Source organism: Streptococcus sp. 10F2 (assembly GCF_054331515.2).
On sequence record NZ_JBTGGE020000003.1, the window covers coordinates 42,267 to 58,912 of the forward strand.

The 16,646-nt window shown below is 39.6% G+C and carries 16 protein-coding genes and 1 other annotated feature; of the genes, 4 read left to right on the forward strand and 12 right to left on the reverse strand.

Translation table 11 applies throughout. From position 1 onward, the window contains the following. Positions 1-98 precede the first annotated feature (98 nt). Together mnmA and apf are read right to left on the reverse strand one after the other, a co-directional pair. Positions 99-1,220 (reverse strand): tRNA 2-thiouridine(34) synthase MnmA, encoded by a 1,122-nt coding sequence (gene mnmA, locus ACXM1Q_RS01410; protein ID WP_458515515.1) that lies wholly within the window; start codon positions 1,218-1,220, stop codon positions 99-101. A 142-nt stretch (positions 1,221-1,362) separates the two neighbouring features. Beyond that, positions 1,363-2,154 carry an aggregation-promoting factor gene (gene apf / locus ACXM1Q_RS01415; protein ID WP_458515516.1) on the reverse strand — a complete coding sequence of 264 codons (792 nt, stop codon included), beginning with the start codon at positions 2,152-2,154 and terminating at the stop codon, positions 1,363-1,365. 159 nt (positions 2,155-2,313) lie between these two features. Between apf and ACXM1Q_RS01420 the strand changes: the two genes are divergently transcribed. Then, entirely contained in the window at positions 2,314-2,937 is a 624-nt protein-coding gene (locus ACXM1Q_RS01420) for an HAD hydrolase-like protein (RefSeq protein ID WP_458515517.1), read from the forward strand. 301 nt (positions 2,938-3,238) lie between these two features. Here ACXM1Q_RS01420 and ACXM1Q_RS01425 read toward each other — a convergent pair whose 3' ends face one another. From ACXM1Q_RS01425 to yfmF, 8 genes are all read right to left on the reverse strand, one after another. Next, a complete protein-coding gene (locus tag ACXM1Q_RS01425) occupies positions 3,239-3,925 on the reverse strand; it encodes a lysozyme family protein (protein WP_458515518.1) in 687 nt (228 codons plus the stop codon). Between the two features lie 116 nt (positions 3,926-4,041). Further along, positions 4,042-4,836 carry an energy-coupling factor transporter transmembrane component T family protein gene (locus ACXM1Q_RS01430; protein ID WP_458515519.1) on the reverse strand — a complete coding sequence of 265 codons (795 nt, stop codon included), beginning with the start codon at positions 4,834-4,836 and terminating at the stop codon, positions 4,042-4,044. Then, on the reverse strand, positions 4,829-5,668 hold the full coding sequence (locus tag ACXM1Q_RS01435) for an energy-coupling factor transporter ATPase (RefSeq protein WP_458515520.1): 840 nt from the start codon (positions 5,666-5,668) through the stop codon (positions 4,829-4,831). Before ACXM1Q_RS01435 ends, ACXM1Q_RS01430 begins: the two co-directional genes overlap by 8 nt. Further along, positions 5,644-6,471, reverse strand: coding sequence for an energy-coupling factor transporter ATPase (locus ACXM1Q_RS01440; RefSeq protein ID WP_458515521.1), 828 nt, complete (start codon positions 6,469-6,471; stop codon positions 5,644-5,646). The genes ACXM1Q_RS01435 and ACXM1Q_RS01440 overlap by 25 nt, the downstream gene beginning before the upstream one ends. Further along, on the reverse strand, positions 6,471-7,010 hold the full coding sequence (pgsA, locus tag ACXM1Q_RS01445; RefSeq protein ID WP_135038536.1) for a CDP-diacylglycerol--glycerol-3-phosphate 3-phosphatidyltransferase: 540 nt from the start codon (positions 7,008-7,010) through the stop codon (positions 6,471-6,473). The genes ACXM1Q_RS01440 and pgsA overlap by 1 nt, the downstream gene beginning before the upstream one ends. A gap of 7 nt (positions 7,011-7,017) precedes the next feature. Beyond that, complete coding sequence (locus ACXM1Q_RS01450) at positions 7,018-7,917, reverse strand: helix-turn-helix domain-containing protein (RefSeq protein ID WP_458515522.1); 900 nt, start codon at positions 7,915-7,917, stop codon at positions 7,018-7,020. Positions 7,918-7,935: 18 nt separating this feature from the next. Beyond that, positions 7,936-9,201 (reverse strand): EF-P 5-aminopentanol modification-associated protein YfmH, encoded by a 1,266-nt coding sequence (yfmH, locus tag ACXM1Q_RS01455; protein ID WP_458515523.1) that lies wholly within the window; start codon positions 9,199-9,201, stop codon positions 7,936-7,938. Further along, a complete protein-coding gene (yfmF, locus tag ACXM1Q_RS01460; RefSeq protein WP_458515524.1) occupies positions 9,198-10,454 on the reverse strand; it encodes an EF-P 5-aminopentanol modification-associated protein YfmF in 1,257 nt (418 codons plus the stop codon). Before yfmF ends, yfmH begins: the two co-directional genes overlap by 4 nt. 122 nt (positions 10,455-10,576) lie before the next feature. Between yfmF and yaaA the strand changes: the two genes are divergently transcribed. Together yaaA and recF are read left to right on the forward strand one after the other, a co-directional pair. Next, positions 10,577-10,933, forward strand: a complete 357-nt coding sequence (gene yaaA / locus ACXM1Q_RS01465; protein ID WP_458515525.1) for a S4 domain-containing protein YaaA — start codon at positions 10,577-10,579, stop codon at positions 10,931-10,933. Positions 10,934-10,935: 2 nt separating this feature from the next. Next, positions 10,936-12,036: a DNA replication/repair protein RecF gene (recF, locus tag ACXM1Q_RS01470; protein WP_458515526.1), complete on the forward strand. Its 1,101-nt coding sequence runs from the start codon at positions 10,936-10,938 to the stop codon at positions 12,034-12,036. Between the two features lie 39 nt (positions 12,037-12,075). Here recF and guaB read toward each other — a convergent pair whose 3' ends face one another. Together guaB and trpS are read right to left on the reverse strand one after the other, a co-directional pair. After that, the gene (gene guaB, locus ACXM1Q_RS01475; RefSeq protein WP_135036749.1) at positions 12,076-13,557 is read right to left on the reverse strand and encodes an IMP dehydrogenase; all 1,482 of its coding nucleotides are present in this window, start codon (positions 13,555-13,557) and stop codon (positions 12,076-12,078) included. A 99-nt stretch (positions 13,558-13,656) separates the two neighbouring features. Beyond that, positions 13,657-14,679 (reverse strand): tryptophan--tRNA ligase, encoded by a 1,023-nt coding sequence (gene trpS / locus ACXM1Q_RS01480; RefSeq protein ID WP_458515527.1) that lies wholly within the window; start codon positions 14,677-14,679, stop codon positions 13,657-13,659. A 56-nt stretch (positions 14,680-14,735) separates the two neighbouring features. After that, positions 14,736-14,907: a binding site (T-box leader), on the reverse strand. 85 nt (positions 14,908-14,992) lie between these two features. Here trpS and ACXM1Q_RS01485 point away from each other — a divergent pair. Beyond that, the gene (locus tag ACXM1Q_RS01485) at positions 14,993-16,615 is read left to right on the forward strand and encodes an ABC-F family ATP-binding cassette domain-containing protein (protein WP_458515528.1); all 1,623 of its coding nucleotides are present in this window, start codon (positions 14,993-14,995) and stop codon (positions 16,613-16,615) included. The last annotated feature ends 31 nt before the right edge of the window (positions 16,616-16,646 follow it).

The window sequence follows — 16,646 nt, forward strand, 5'->3', positions numbered from 1 at the left end:
TCATCTATTGCAGGCCAAAAAAGCCTGCAAATCCATGAGCTTTGACCATCAATGTATTTGCTTGTTAGTATTGTAGCATATCTTTACAACTTGTCAATTTATATGTACTGGCGGATTTGATCTCCACTATAGGCTTGATCAATCAAGCCACCTCCCAGGCACTCATCCCCATCATAGAATACAACAGCTTGTCCTGGAGTAATTGCTCGTTGCTCTTCCGCAAACTTGACAGTCGCCTTGTCTCCGTTGACGGAAACTGTCACCTTTGCGTCAGGTTGACGATAACGAAACTTAGCTGTACATTCCATTTCAAATGATTCTGGCATATCTTTTGTAAAGTGAACTTGACTAGCTGTTAATTTGGTTGACAATAAATGTTCATGATAAAATCCTTGGCCTACATACAGGATATTCTGTTCAAGATCCTTTCCAACTACAAACCAAGGCTTATTATCTCCACCTTCCTGTCCTCCGATACCCAGACCCCCACGTTGTCCAATCGTATAATACATGAGTCCAGCATGAGATCCCATATCACGGCCTTCCATTGTCATCATTCGACCTGGTGTGGCTGGTAAATAATTGCTTAGGAATTCTTTGAAATTTTTCTCGCCAATAAAGCAAATTCCAGTTGAATCTTTTTTCTTGGCTGTTGCTAAGCCAGCTTCCTCTGCAATTCTACGAACTTCTGCCTTCTCCAAGTGACCTAATGGAAACATTGTCTTCTGAAGCTGTTCCTGTGATAGTTGACTGAGGAAATAAGTTTGATCTTTATTCTGATCTTTACCTCTAAGCATCCGAACTTGACCATTTTCATCACGTTCAATTTGTGCGTAATGACCTGTTGCTACATAATCAGCTCCTAGTTCCATAGCGTAGTCAAGGAAAGCTTTAAATTTGATTTCCTTATTACACATTACATCTGGATTAGGAGTCCGCCCAGCTCTATATTCTGCCAAGAAATATTCAAAAACCCTATCCCAATACTCTTTTTCAAAATTGACAGAGTAGTAAGGGATTCCAATTTGATCTGCTACTGCAGCAACATCTTTATAATCTTCAGTTGCCGTACAAAAGCCATTTTCATCGGTATCATCCCAGTTTTTCATAAAGATACCAACGACATCATAACCTTGTTCTTTTAGTAAAAGAGCTGTCACAGAGGAGTCAACTCCTCCACTCATGCCCACGACAACTCGTGTTTTTGAAGGAACACTCATAGTTTTCTCCCATCTTTCGTTTGTCACGTTTCCGTGCGCGCTTTCAACGATTTGAAGGTCGTTTTGAGCAAGGCTTATTATAACATGAATCAAAAAAATCCTCCACTAAACTACATGTTCAGTGAAGAACCCTTTTAACTCCTTAGTACCAGCCATTCGCTAGCCAGAATTGATGGGCTTGAACCCATGAACCATAACGGTTTTTTACGTATTCATCCGCTACTCGCTCTTGATTCTCAGGAGATAGATCTCCATTGAGATAGGAAAGAGTCAATTGGTATCGTCCATAGTAAATACCATTTTGGGCTGTGTAACTACCACTTGATTCTTTTTGGGCAATCCATTCCTTTGCTGCTTGCTCATCACTTGACAAACTTGACGTTGTTGTCAAAGTGGATGATTCCTGACTAGCTGTTAACTCTTCTGTCCGCCCTTCTGGCTCAGCTGCAGTGACTGGGGCCTGTTCTAAACTTGCTGGTGTCATCTCAGTCTCCTGAGTAGACGTTTGTTCTGAAATAGCCTTATCTGAAGCTTCTGGCAAATTCACTGTTTCACCACTAGCTACTTGTTTTTCTTCCAATACTTCTGAACTTTGAATAACGGTTTGAGAAGACTTTTCTTGCCCCGAACTTGCTTCTATAACAACAGAATCTTGCGTCTGATTGACAGAATTTTCTTCCGAAACTGTTTGTTCACTAAAGTCATTTGAAGTTCCTGTTGTTAACTCCAATACTTGACCAATGTGAATCAAATTTGGATTTTTAAGATGATTTAGCTTTACAATGGTGTCAACAGTTGTTTGTTTTTCTGTAGCGATTTTTGAGAGAGTATCTCCTGATTTTACAGTGTAGGTATCTGCTGACGCAGCACTTGCAGAACCTGCGACAAGAAGAGTCGCTAACCCTGTTAATAGATAATAATTCTTTCGTTTCATGTAGGTTTCCTTTCTTATCTGTACTTATTCTATCCCAGTAATATTACGGGAAGATAGCAGGAAATGAGATAGTTTTACAATTATGTAAAAGAGATTGGTTAGATTCTTTACATTCCTAGTGCTTTTGCCTTATGGTATACTTATCGTAAAGGAGGATTTATGTTTTTATTTTTTGATTTAGATGGAACCCTGGTTGATAGTGGACCAGGAATTAGAGCAGCATTTCAATATGCATTCTCAAAACTGAATCTTACAGTTCCCAATGATTCAGAGTTAGACACCTTAATTGGACCTCCACTCGAACGATCCTTTGCCCTATATCTCTCTGAAGATAAAGTTGAAGAAGCTATTCGCCTCTTCCGAAACTACTATAAGGAAAAAGGAGTTTACCAGGCCGACCCCTATCCTGGGATAAAGGAAGCTCTACAGACGTTAAAAGAGCAAGGTCACTACTTAGCTATTACCACTAGTAAAAACCAACCCATGGCCCAGGTTATGGTCCAGCACTTCGAATTCCAACCTTATTTCCAAGAAGTCTTTGGAGCTCTTCCAGATTCCCATGATAAAATCGATGTTCTCAAACGAGGCCTAGAGGTCGCAAAAGCACCTAAAGAACAAAGCTTTATCATTGGAGACACACGCTTTGATATGGCAGCTGGCCGGGATCTCCAAATCGGATGCGTTGGAGTGGAATGGGGCTATGGAACATCTGATTCCCTAACCGAAAACGGTGCACAAGTGTTACTAGCAAAAACACAAGACTTAACCTCTTTTTTGAAGTAAGGAAGCAACTGAGATACAATTATAAGCCCTATCGACTCTATAATGGGTGAAAGCTCTAAATAGAAATTGTAGGGCTCTTAAGGACAAGACGTATCTTTAAATTTAAAAACCTAAAACAGCAAATCTTATCTAAATAAGAACCTAAAAAAGGGGAACATACCAAGTGTATGTTCCCTTTTTTAATAATTGACTTCTTGAGCAGTTTCATACTACGCTAGATTTCAAACAGAATCACTAAAAGAAATCTTTCTCGTTAAGTAAGAATTCCCAATCTTAGATATTCTTTTTTACAATTTTCCTATTAATATCCCCAAGCAGCTAGGCCTTGATTACTGTAAGCATTGTAAGCCGCTTGAATTTGATCATCTACGCTAGCAGTTGATCCCCAACCTGGCATAGTCTGGAAAAGTCCGCTGGCACCAGATGCATTGGCTGCATAAATATTCCCATTTGATTCACGAGCAATAATGTTTTCCCACGTTGAAGCGGATACACCTGTCAACTCTGCCATACGGGCTGCAGCATAGATTCCATGCTCTCCAGCAGTATTTCCATTAGCCAATACAGCTGAGCCAGCTACTGCGTTTGAATAATTTCCTTGAGCAGCTGGCAAACTTGCGGGTGCTGCATAAGTATACGTTTCTGCAGTATTTGAAAGAGAAGTCACTTCAATGGCTTCCTGCCGTGAAGCAGGTGTACTAGCCTGCGCTTGAACACCCATGCCTTCTTCTGTGAATTCAGATACCTCTCCCACTTTTTCTGTAGTAACCTCGTTGTTTTCTTCTCTAGAGGCTGCTTTTTTATCTGAAAATGTAGATTTTCTTACTGAGCTCGATGAAGCTACAGTTTCTGTCTTTTTAATAGTTGAAGACGTAGTTTCTTGACTTCCAGTATAGTTTTCTGCCAATACAGTCCCACCAATTACAAGGGCAGAAGCCGCTGACAGGATTCCAAAATTTCTATACTTTTGTTTTTGATCTTTACGCATTCTTTTCTCCTTTTTTCCTACAACCTATCATACAGGCTGTTTATTACCTTTTCTTATAGAAAAAGTAACGTTTGTTACAAGGAGATGATATTTACACCATTTTTTTGTAATAAAAGCTAATTTTTAAGGAAAAAGAGAGCTAATGCTAGACAGATTAGTAAAAGAAGTGACAAGGTATCTCGAAAGTGCCATTGAAGTTTACGATAGCTTGTTCGTGGTAAACCGACCTGATAACCACGGGCTTCCATAGCTGTCGCTAAGGCATCTGCACGTTTAAAACTCGAAGCAAATAATGGAATCAAAATAGGAATGAAGGACTTGGCCTTTTGGACTAAATTCCCTTCTCCAAAGTCAACTCCACGCGCTCGCTGAGCATTCATAACCTTGACCGTATCATCCATCAAGGTTGGAATAAAACGTAAACTCATTGACAACATTAAACCAACTTCCTGGACTGGGAAATGAAATAGGTTTAAAGGCTTTAAGAGAGATTCAATCGCTCTTGCAAGTGTAAGAGGCATTGTTGTCAAGGTTAGAACAGTTGACCAGAGGACAATCGCTAGAAAACGGACAAATATGATTCCGGCTTGAGTCAATCCAGTATCTGTAACTGTCAACCAACCAAACTGAAACAATGCTTCTCCTGAATTCAAGGTAAACAACTGGAAACTAATCGTAAAGAAGATGAGAAACCACATCGGTTTTAAGCCATCCCAATAGACTTTAATGGGTAAACCTGACAGTAATAAGAGAAGCCCTGTAACCAATAGAATGACAACATTCGTCATAAAATTATTGGCCCAAAATATCATGAGAACAAAGGCAAACATCCCTAGTAATTTAGCTCTGGGATCTAAGCGATGAATAACGGAATCACCGGGAATATAGCGACCTAAAATAAGCTTATCCATGATAGGACTCCTTAAATTCTGCTAGTGTTGTGGGGAGGAAATCAAACATCATTCCTTTTTCTCTTAGTCCTAGAGCAAACTGGGTTACTTTCGGCAGACCTAGATGGAGTTCATTCATTCGCTCCACATCTTGAAAAAGATCTCTAGGATGTCCTTGTGCTTCAAGTCGCCCATTTGAAAGAAGGTAGGCATAGTCAGCATAATTGGCTACATCGTCCATGAGATGAGTCACTAGGATAATTCCCATCCCTTCTGCATGTAATTTAGCAAATAACTGCATAAACTCTTTCCGACCTGCGGGATCCAAACCAGCAGTTGGCTCATCAAGAACCAGTATTTCTGGTTCCATAGCTAAAATTCCTGCTAAAGCTACACGACGCATTTGTCCACCAGAAAGTTCAAATGGACTACGCTCCAATAGTTCTCCATCAATCCCCACTAGAGCTAGTTTTTCTCTAGCTAATTGTTCGGCTGCTTCTTTAGAAACACCAAAATTTTGGGGGCCAAAGGCAACATCTTTTAAGACAGTCTCTTCAAACAACTGGCTTTCTGGAAACTGAAAGGCCATACCAATCCGTTTTCGAACCTGTTTAATGTCCTTTTGTTTTTTTCCAGCCTCTAAAATAAGAGTTCCAACTCGAACCTGTCCACTAGTCGGTAGTAAGAGGCCGTTAAGTAGTTGGAGAAGTGTTGACTTTCCACTTCCTGTATGACCAATAATAGCTGTGTAATTTTTTTCAGCAAGTTCTAGATCAATATCAAACAAGGCTGGTCCTTCGAAAGGTGTTCCAGCTTGATAGCTATAGCTTACTTTGGAAACTGTAATTCCCATAAATAGTCCTGCAATTCTTCTTCTGATAGGTAGCTAGATACATCTAAATCTAGTAGTTCTAGTAATTGGCGTGTAAAAGGAAGATCTAACCCTACATCCTCTAAATCTGGTCGTTGGAAGAGCTCATTAGGTGTTTGAATAGATTCCACTCGCCCTTTTTTCATAACCAAGACCCGGTCACTTAGGCTTACTTCTTCCAAATCATGAGTGACGGATAAAACTGTAATATCTTGCTGTCTTCGAATCGCCGCGATAGTCTCCATCAGTTCTTTACGACCTTCTGGATCTAGCATGCTGGTCACTTCATCAAGAATAAGGATTTTAGGCTGTAAGGCCAGGACACCTGCAACGGCTACCCGTTGCTTTTGTCCTCCAGATAAGCGAGCAGGCTCTCGATCTCGAAATTCCCACATATTTACAGTCTTAAGTGCTTCCTCTACTCGCAAGTGCATATTTTCAGGGCTAACTTGATTATTTTCCAAGGCAAAAGCGACATCATCTTCGACTGTCGCACCGACAAACTGATTATCGGGATTTTGGAAAACAATCCCCATTTCTTGCCGTTTTTCCCAAATATTTTCAGGGGTTAATACTTGGTCATCTATCAAGACTTGTCCTTGATCGGCTTCTAATAGCCCATTTAATAGGCGTACCAAGGTAGATTTCCCACTACCATTATGTCCTACGATTGACAACCACTCCCCCTGTTTCACGTGGAACTCTACCTGATCCAGGGTAGGGAGAACATCTTCTTTTTGGTATCGAAAACTAAGATTGCGAACCTCAATACTATTTTTTTTCATTATTGAAATGTATCCTTAAATAAGAAGGAAGCGCCTTTAAAGTAATCATAACCTGAATAAAGGGTAAAGAATAAGGCGATGTAAAGCGTAATGTCAGCTAATAGAGTGAAATGGAATAGATAAAAAATAATGGCAAACATTTGGGAGAAGGTTTTGATTTTACCAGGCATTGCCGCAGCCAAAACCGTTCCTCCCTGCTCAACAAGAAGCAAACGCAAGCCTGTCACAGCTAGCTCCCGACAAACAATGAGAGCTGCAATCCAAGCTGGAACAAACCCAAGTCCAACCAGCAAAATGAAGGCAGACATAACCAGGAGTTTATCAGCCATAGGGTCTGCAAACTTGCCAAAATTCGAAACCACTTGCCACTTACGAGCCAAGTAGCCATCCAAATAATCTGTAAAACTAGCTACTGCAAAAATCAAAGCTGCAATCCAATGTAAATCGGAGCGATTCGGTAGACTAAGAATCAGAATAAAGATAGGAATCATGGCGATTCTTATGAGGGTTAAAAGGTTAGGGATATTTTCTTTTTTCATAAATAACTCACTCTTCTAAGCCCCCATCTTGAAGGCTTGATTCTGTATTAGTTGAAACTTCATCAGATGTGGAACTACTTTCTGATGAACTATCTTCGGATGAATTTTGAATAGCTGTTGAACTTGTTCGCAAGACGAGTGTGATTGTTTCCACAGGTAGATTCTCGAGTGAGACTTTTTCTCCATTTAGAGTCATTTCTACTAGGCTCGGATCTCCTAGTCCAATGTAAAATTCGTAATTGGTTACCAACTCCTCTGTGAAGCTTGGATTCGTTGAGGTTAAGGCTATTCCACTTGCAGCTGCCGTTTCAGAAACACTGACCCAAGTGTCTGTGTTTTGAGACCGACTAATCTTCAATTCAACAGATTCACTAGCTCCTGCTGCTGTTACATAAGTAACCCCAGCATGAGTGGAAACAGAAATGTCTAATTTTTCCTGTTGCTTTTCTTTATCTGCAACCTTCTCTTCCTGACTCGTACTAGAACTCGTTATCGGGGTTTCAGAAACATGATTGGTCGAGTAATTCCATACAAAGTAACCAACTGACCCAAGAATTCCCAAAGATATAAGAACAAAATAAAATACAGGTAGGTAAGATTTTATCTTACGTCTTTCAATCCGTGTCGTACGTCCATATTCCTCATCTACTTCAATTTCATCATAGGCAACCATCGATCCATTTTCATAAGCCGCAAGTAAAATTTTATCGTCTAAGCCTAGTTCCCAAGCGTATTTTTTGATAAACGAACGGGCATAAAATGGACTAGGTAACTGGTCAAAATCATTATTTTCAAGAGCCTCTAGATATTCAACTTGAATATCTGCAGCTTTCTGAATTTGACTCAACTTTTTTCCTTGATGAATACGTTCACGACGCAGTACTTCACCGATTGTCACTTTTCTCATATCAGGGTCCTTCTCTTTCTAGGTATAATTCGGTAAAACAGTAAAATCCATCATGTCGCAGGTTTCAATAAATTCACGTCCAACTTCAAGCACATCGACAAGATGAATATTAGGGAGGATTGCTGGAAGATCAAAAAGATTCAATCCCTCAACCCCAACTAAATAATTGTTAAATATAAAATCATAGTGATCCAATTGTCGGATAAAATCGCCATACATCTCATTCTTCAATAAATCAAGGTGTTCTTCCGACAAATCAGCTGATTGTTCAAAACGTTTCACAATAGTCCTCAATTGATGAGAGAGGGAAACAGGTTCATCAGTGTCCAAGAAAAAAAATACATGGTGATAAAGCTCTTGAACTTCGATTTCAAATTGAAAAGAGTAATCAATCTTCCCTGAATCCAGTAAGTCTTGGTAACGTTGTGAAGTCCAACCTAGCAACAAGGAGAAAAACAATTGCAACTTGACTTTGTAGACAAAGATTTCTTCTTGTTGTAAAGATTGATTCCCCCGTAAGCCAATGGCCAACTTTGCTTTTGAAACATCCATACGAATCGATTCTCCAGACTTTACAGATTGATAAGAAAGGGGATTTCGAAGAGGTCTTGAATCCGTCTGATTTGACAACCTCAAAACACTATCCTCCAACAACCCTACCAATTCCACAGGATCAAAATCACCAATTAAAAACAATTGCATGTTTTGAGCTTGGTAGTAATCTCTGTAAATTCTTTGTAAATCTGTTAAATCGATTTGTGATATCGACTCCCGACTACCTACAATTTCCATCGCCAATGGCGTATGTGGATACATTCTAGCCAAGGCCTCGGTATACAAAACTTGATCTGGATCAGCTTTATACATTTCTAACTCTTGAAGGATAATTTCTTTCTCCTTGTCCACTGCTTTCGGAGATGTTGTAAAGCTAGATATCATTTCTAACAACAATCGTGCACTAGCAGAAATCTCCTTACTAGAGGAAAATGTGTAACCCGTATATCCAAAACTTGTAAAGGCATTACTATCAATTGCTGACTCTGTAAACTTGAGTAAAAAATCTTCTCCAGACTCTGTCTCGAAAATTTTGTGTTCTAAAAAATGTGCTAATCCAGCAGGCTCGCTTTCATCCCAATCTAAGCTACCAATATTGACAGTTAGTAAACCAGCTTGTTCTTTGAACTCTTTTTTGGGAAGCATCCGTAATAAAAAACCATTGGAAAAACGATAGGTAAACAAAGTCTCATCAATACTAGAAAAACGTTTTTCTTCGAGATTTCTCATTCATTACTCCCTTCTAAAAATATCATTGACTGTAGCTGTAAACTGCGAGCAACTGTTTGAATATCTTTCGCTGTCACTGTTTCCAAAGCTTTTTGAAATGAACCATCTAACCCATAGGCTGCTCCAAACATAGCCGTTTGATAGGTTCTCTCCACCATAGCCATTGGCGAATCCTCTACCTGGATCATGAGATCCAATAACATCTTTTTACTCATGAGTAATTGTTCCTCGCTAATGAAGCCTCTTCGTATACGATTCATCTCTTGTCGAATCTGCTTAAAGATGACATTGCGATTCGAAGCCTCAAAACCTACATAAATGCGAAAAAGATGTGAAAATACATGGAGTTGACTCCCCACAGTATAGGCCAACCCTTCCTCTTCTCGAATTTTTTGGAAAAGAAAGGAATGTGGAAACTGTCCTAACAAAGCATTTAACAAAACTAAAGCTGGGTAAGATTTTTCATCCCGAAAAATTGGCGTAAAATAGGCCAAATCCAAAACTGATTGTTGCCCCATAGCCTTTTGGAATCTCTCTCGTACGATTGAATTGACTGGCTGAAAATGATTAAAAGTGCTCAACTCTTCTCGAGCATTCAAATTCCAGCTCCGAATACGCTCCCTAATCACCTTTTCCGGAAATTCACCGAAAAAGATAAAATCAATCCTGTCCTCTCGCATCATCCGTTTAAATTCTCGATAAGTAGAGCGAGCCGTTTCAGACTCAAGTAATTCCTTATTCCCATAATTTGACAAGGACAAGTCCGGATGATCATTGTAGAAAACTTTAAAACTTTCATTCCGAGCTTGACTAAAATCGTTTTCCTTCTCTCGCTCCAATATCTCTATTAAATTCTCTTGCTCAGTTTGAAACAAGGATGGAGCAAACGCATCCTCTTCAATTAAGGGAGTAAACAATACGGAGTAAATCAAATCAAAGATTCCCTCAATTAAAAACTGCTTCTTACTCAAAAAACGATCTTTTACAAAAAGCAAATCAATGTCAACAGTATGTAAATTTCCAATAACATGAACAGAGGTTGACAACTCAGCGCCATATAAGGAAGCTAGGTATCTCTGTAAATCCTTTAACCGAGGATAGGATTTATTGGCAGTTTCTAAGATTGCAGCCACAATAGCTCTCGCTGAGACAGAGTACCGAGACAAGGTAGATGTAAAGCGAATCTTGATAACATTGCTCTTGAATTTATGACTATTTATGACATGTAAATGTACGCCATTTACTAATTCCATAACCACCTCGAAATTAATTCTATATAGGATATCATTATACCACTAATCCCGTTAAAAACCCACTTTTCATACTAGAAAGCAGGAATAGAATCAGTATGCTATAATAACCCCAGAGGTATATTATGAACTACAAATTATTTGATGATTTTATTACGTTACAAGCACTACTAAAGGATCTTGGAATTATTCAAAGTGGAGGTGCTGTCAAAGCCTTCCTAGCAGAAAAAACAGTCCTCTTAAATGGCCAGGAAGAAAACCGTCGTGGTAAAAAATTATATCTTAACGACCACATTTCTATTCCAGATTTAAATTTGACAATACAGCTTCAAGCACCAAGTTCTGAGGAACTCCTCGAACATCAGGAAGCCAAAAAAGAAAAAGAACGAATCGCTAAATTAGTAAAAGAACTTAATAAAAAACAGCCTTCCACTAAACCTACTCGGGACAAAAAGAAGCCTGTACGATTCCCAGGTCGCTAACTATGTGGTTAAAAGAACTTGAAATACACCAGTTTCGAAATTACAAGGATGTCAACCTTCAGTTTCAACCAGGACTAAACGTTTTCTTAGGCCAAAACGCTCAGGGAAAAACCAACCTTCTTGAAGCCATCTATTTTCTAGCCCTAACTCGAAGCCATCGAACTCGATTTGACAAGGAATTGACACAATTTAATTCGGATAATTTCCGTTTACAAGGTGTCCTCTCTAAGTTGACAGGGACTCTCCCTTTAGAAGTCTCTTGGACCAGTAAAGGACGAATGACGAAAGTCAACCATCTCCGACAAGCAAAACTTTCAAACTACGTTGGACATATGAATGTTGTCTTATTCGCCCCGGAAGATTTACAATTAATCAAAGGAAGTCCCAATATCCGTCGTAAGTTTATTGACATCGATCTAGGACAAATCAAACCTACTTACTTAGCAGAGCTTTCTCACTACCAACATATCCTTAAACAACGAAACTCCTACCTAAAGTCTGCACAAAGCATCGACCCTCATTATTTGGATGTATTAGATGAACAATTAGCCCAATATGGAGCTAGGGTTATCCAGCACCGTCTTCAATTTCTAAATGATTTAGAGACGGTTGCTAAAAAACAACAAGAATATTTGTCTCAAGAAAATGAACATCTCACCATTCAATACGAAAGTTCGATTAATTTACAGCTTGATTTGCAATTTCTTGTCAAAGAATTGACAGAAATACTTCGTCAAAAACGTCAAACCGATATCCTTAAAAGAACAACTAGCGTCGGGCCCCATCGGGATGATGTGCAATTTGCAATCAATGGCATGGATGCTAAATTTGGAAGTCAAGGACAGCAAAGAAGCCTCATTCTATCTTTAAAATTAGCAGAAATTCAACTTATTAAAGAGGTTACTCGAGAAAGCCCAATCCTTCTCCTAGATGATGTCATGAGTGAATTGGACAATCAAAGACAAACAAAATTATTAGAAGCCATCAGTGGGGATATACAAACATTCTTGACAACTACTTCACTAGATCATTTACAAACTTTACCTATAGATTTACAGATTTTCAACATTCATCAGGGAGAAATTCTACCAGAAACACTATAAAAAGCCAGATTTACAACAATCTGGCTTTTTTAGTTATTATTAGTGCATTGAATAGTTCGGTGCTTCATTTGTGATCTGCACATCATGTGGATGACTTTCTTTAAGACCCGCACCACTCATCTCCATAAATTGAGCATTTTCACGAAGTTGAGAGAGGTCACCTGCACCGACATAGCCCATACCTGAGCGAAGACCGCCAACCATTTGGAAGACAATATCAGAAGCAGCTCCCTTATAGGCAACACGTCCTTCAATTCCTTCTGGAACCAATTTGTTCGCCTCATTAATAGATGATTGGAAATAACGATCTTTGGAGCCTTTTTTCATAGCTGCCAAACTTCCCATGCCACGATAAGTTTTGAACTTACGTCCTTGGAAGATCTCAGTTTCACCTGGAGCCTCATCCGTACCAGCTAACATCGATCCGAGCATTACAGCATGACCACCAGCAGCTAGGGCTTTAACAATATCACCTGAGTATTTAATACCACCATCTGCAATAATCGTCTTACCATATTCACGTGCTACTCCCGCAGCATCATAAATAGCTGTTACTTGTGGTACACCCACTCCAGCGATAACCCGTGTTGTACAAATCGAACCAGGTCCAATTCCAACTTTAACCACGTCTACACCGGCATCATAAAGTGCACGTGTCCCTTCAGCAGTTGCGACATTTCCTGCAATAAGAGTCTTATCAGGGAATACTTCACGAATTTCACGAATTTTCCGCAAAACTCCTGCTGAATGACCATGAGCCGTATCAATAACAATTGCATCTGCACCTGCTTCAAACAAAGCTCTTGCTCGATCAAAGGTATCTGATGTAACACCCACCGCACCTGCTACTAACAGACGACCATATTGATCTTTCGCAGCATTTGGAAACTCAATGACTTTTTCAATATCCTTAATGGTAATCAAACCAGCCAAGGAACCATCTTCATTAACCAGTGGCAATTTCTCAATTCGGTTTTGATGAAGAATCCGTTCCGCTATATCCAAGTCTGTGCCAACCGGAGCAGTGACCAAATTTTCACTGGTCATATGTTCACGAATAGCCTGACCAAAGTCAGTGATAAAACGCATATCACGATTCGTGATAATACCAACCAATTTGCGACTCTCAAAAGAATCTACAATTGGTACACCACTAATATGATAACGCTCCATCAACTCATTCGCTTCAGATACAGAATGATTTGGAGTTAAGAAGAACGGATCCATGATAACACCATTTTCAGATCGTTTTACTTTACGAACTTCATCCGCCTGCTCTTCAATAGACATATTTTTGTGAACTACACCGAGTCCACCAGCTCTTGCCATGGCAATAGCCATCCGGCTATCTGTCACAGTATCCATAGCAGCTGAAATAATAGGGATATTCAAGGTTAGATTCGGTGCCAATTGCGTACGCAAATTAATATCATTTGGCAGCACATGACTCTCTGCTGGAATTAGCAAGACGTCATCAAAGGTATATCCTTTTTTCAAAAACTTAGTATCCCAATTTGACATGGTTGTTCTCCTCTTTCTTAAACTTCATATTAGGTATCCCCAATCGATTGAACATATTTTATCACTCTCAAATGAATTGTCAACTAATATAAACTAGTTTCAAAAATAACGAATCCCCATAGCCTCTTTAACCTGATCAAGAGTTTGAGCTGCAACTTCTTGAGCCACCTGGCTCCCTTTTCTCAACATTTCATAAACTTGTCCCATATCTTGAGCAAATTCTAAACGGCGTTGACGGATAGGTCCGAGTTCTCTTTCCAAAATCTCTAATAAGTAACGTTTGGTTTTTACATCTCCTAGACCCCCACGTTGATAATGTTCCTTCATGGCTTGAATTTCCTGTGCATCCTCCGGACGCCCAAAAACATCCAAGTAATAAAAGACCATATTCCCCTCTACTTGACCCGGATCTTCCACTCGGATATGATTTGGATCTGTATACATACTCATAACTTTCTTTTGCAAAGTATCCATATCATCCGCCAAGTAAATCCCATTGCCTAATGACTTCGACATCTTAGCATTCCCATCCAAGCCAGGTAAACGCCCTGCTGATTCATTCTCAGGATAGATTCCCTCAGGCTCTACCAAGACATCCGTTTGATACACATGATTAAAGCTTCTGACAATCTCACGCGTTTGCTCAATCATCGGTTTTTGGTCGTTCCCAACTGGGACATAGTTCGCTTTAAAAGCTGTAATATCCGCAGCTTGCGCAATAGGGTATACCAAAAATCCCGTCGGAATACTTTCTCCAAAACCTTTTTGGGCAATTTCTGTCTTGACAGTTGGATTACGCTCCAAACGAGATAGTGAAACCAAATTCATATAATACATGGACAACTCTGCTAGCTCTGGAATCTGACTTTGGATGAAAATTGTCGTTTTCGTTGGGTCCAATCCAGCTGCTAAATAATCGAGAGCCACATTCCCAATGGACTCTACAATCGTCTGTGGATCTTTAGCATGATCCGTTAATGCTTGTTGATCCGCTAAAAATACATACAATTGATGTTCTCCTTGCTCTTGCAAAAGAACACGATTTTTCAAACTTCCCACATAATGACCGATATGAAGTTTTCCAGTCGGTCTATCTCCTGTTAAAATAATTGGTTTAGACATAGAATCCCTTTCTACAGTTAGCGAAATAAAAAGAAAAATCCGCACAGAAAAAAATCTGTGAGGACGATTTACCGCGGTGCCACCTCTTTTATGGGAAAACCCCATCCCTTTTATTTCTAACAAATGTCAGTTATCAGCCCAATCTTCACCTTGTTCCACACTTGTTTGCAGCAACCACAAGCTCTCTTTAGAGGAGACAAGATTACTTTTCTGATGCATACTATTTTATAGTCTTCCGTATGTTAAGTCAAGATTTGATAAATAGCCTCCTTTCTAGTAAAATGAAAATAATATTAAAAATAGGAGAAGTCCATTGCTTACAGTATCAGACGTATCATTGCGATTTAGTGATCGCAAACTATTCGACGAGGTAAATATCAAATTTACCGAAGGAAACACCTATGGGCTTATCGGGGCTAATGGTGCCGGTAAATCCACCTTCCTCAAAATCTTAGCTGGTGATATTGAACCTACAACAGGTCATGTTAGCCTAGGACCAGACGAACGCCTATCCGTTCTTCGTCAAAATCACTTTGACTATGAAGATGAGCGTGTCATTGATGTTGTCATTATGGGAAATGAGCATCTTTACAGCATTATGAAAGAAAAAGACGCTATCTATATGAAGTCTGATTTTTCAGATGAAGATGGTGTCCGCGCAGCCGAACTAGAAGGACTCTTTGCAGAATTAGGAGGCTGGGAAGCTGAAAGTGAAGCAGCCCAATTGCTCCAAAACCTCAATATTCCCGAAGATCTCCACTATCAAAACATGAGTGAGCTGACCAATGGTGAGAAGGTGAAGGTCCTTTTAGCCAAAGCCCTTTTCGGTAAACCAGACGTTCTCCTCCTCGATGAGCCGACCAACGGTTTGGACATCCAGTCCATTACTTGGTTAGAGAACTTCCTCATCGACTTTGACAATACCGTCATCGTCGTATCCCACGACCGTCACTTCCTAAACAAGGTCTGCACACACATGGCCGATCTTGACTTTGGAAAAATCAAACTCTATGTCGGAAACTATGATTTTTGGAAAGAATCCAGCGAACTTGCTGCGAAGTTGCAGGCAGATCGTAATGCTAAAGCAGAAGAGAAAATCAAAGAACTCCAAGAGTTCGTGGCTCGCTTCTCAGCAAATGCTAGTAAATCTAAACAAGCAACTTCACGTAAAAAGATGCTTGACAAGATTGTCCTAGAAGAAATTGTACCATCCAGCCGTAAATACCCATTTATCAACTTTAAAGCTGAACGCGAAATTGGTAATGATCTCTTGACAGTTGAAAATCTCAGTGTCAAGATTGACGGCGAAGTAATTCTCGACAACATTAGCTTTATCCTCCGACCAGGAGATAAAACAGCCCTCATTGGTAAAAATGATATTCAAACAACAGCTCTCATCCGTGCTATTATGGGAGATATTGATTACGAAGGAACTGTCAAGTGGGGAGTAACCACAAGTCAAAGTTACCTACCTAAAGACAACTCTAAGGACTTTGCAGGTGATGAATCCATTTTAGAATGGTTGCGTCAATTTGCAAGTAAAGAAGAAGATGACAATACATTCCTTCGAGGTTTCCTAGGTCGTATGCTTTTCAGTGGAGATGAGGTTAACAAATCTGTTAATGTCTTGTCAGGTGGAGAAAAAGTTCGTGTCATGTTGTCAAAAATGATGCTACTCAAATCCAACGTCCTCGTTTTAGATGATCCAACAAATCACTTAGATTTGGAATCCATCTCAAGCCTCAATGACGGTCTGAAAAACTTCAAAGAAAGTATTATCTTTGCTAGTCACGACCATGAATTTATTCAGACGCTAGCTAACCACATCATTGTACTTTCAAAAAATGGCGTTATCGATCGCATCGACGAAACCTACGACGAATTCCTTGATAATGAGGAAGTACAAGCTAAAGTTAAGGAACTTTGGAAAGATTAACTCCTCTCCCAGCATTTAAATCTACAGATAA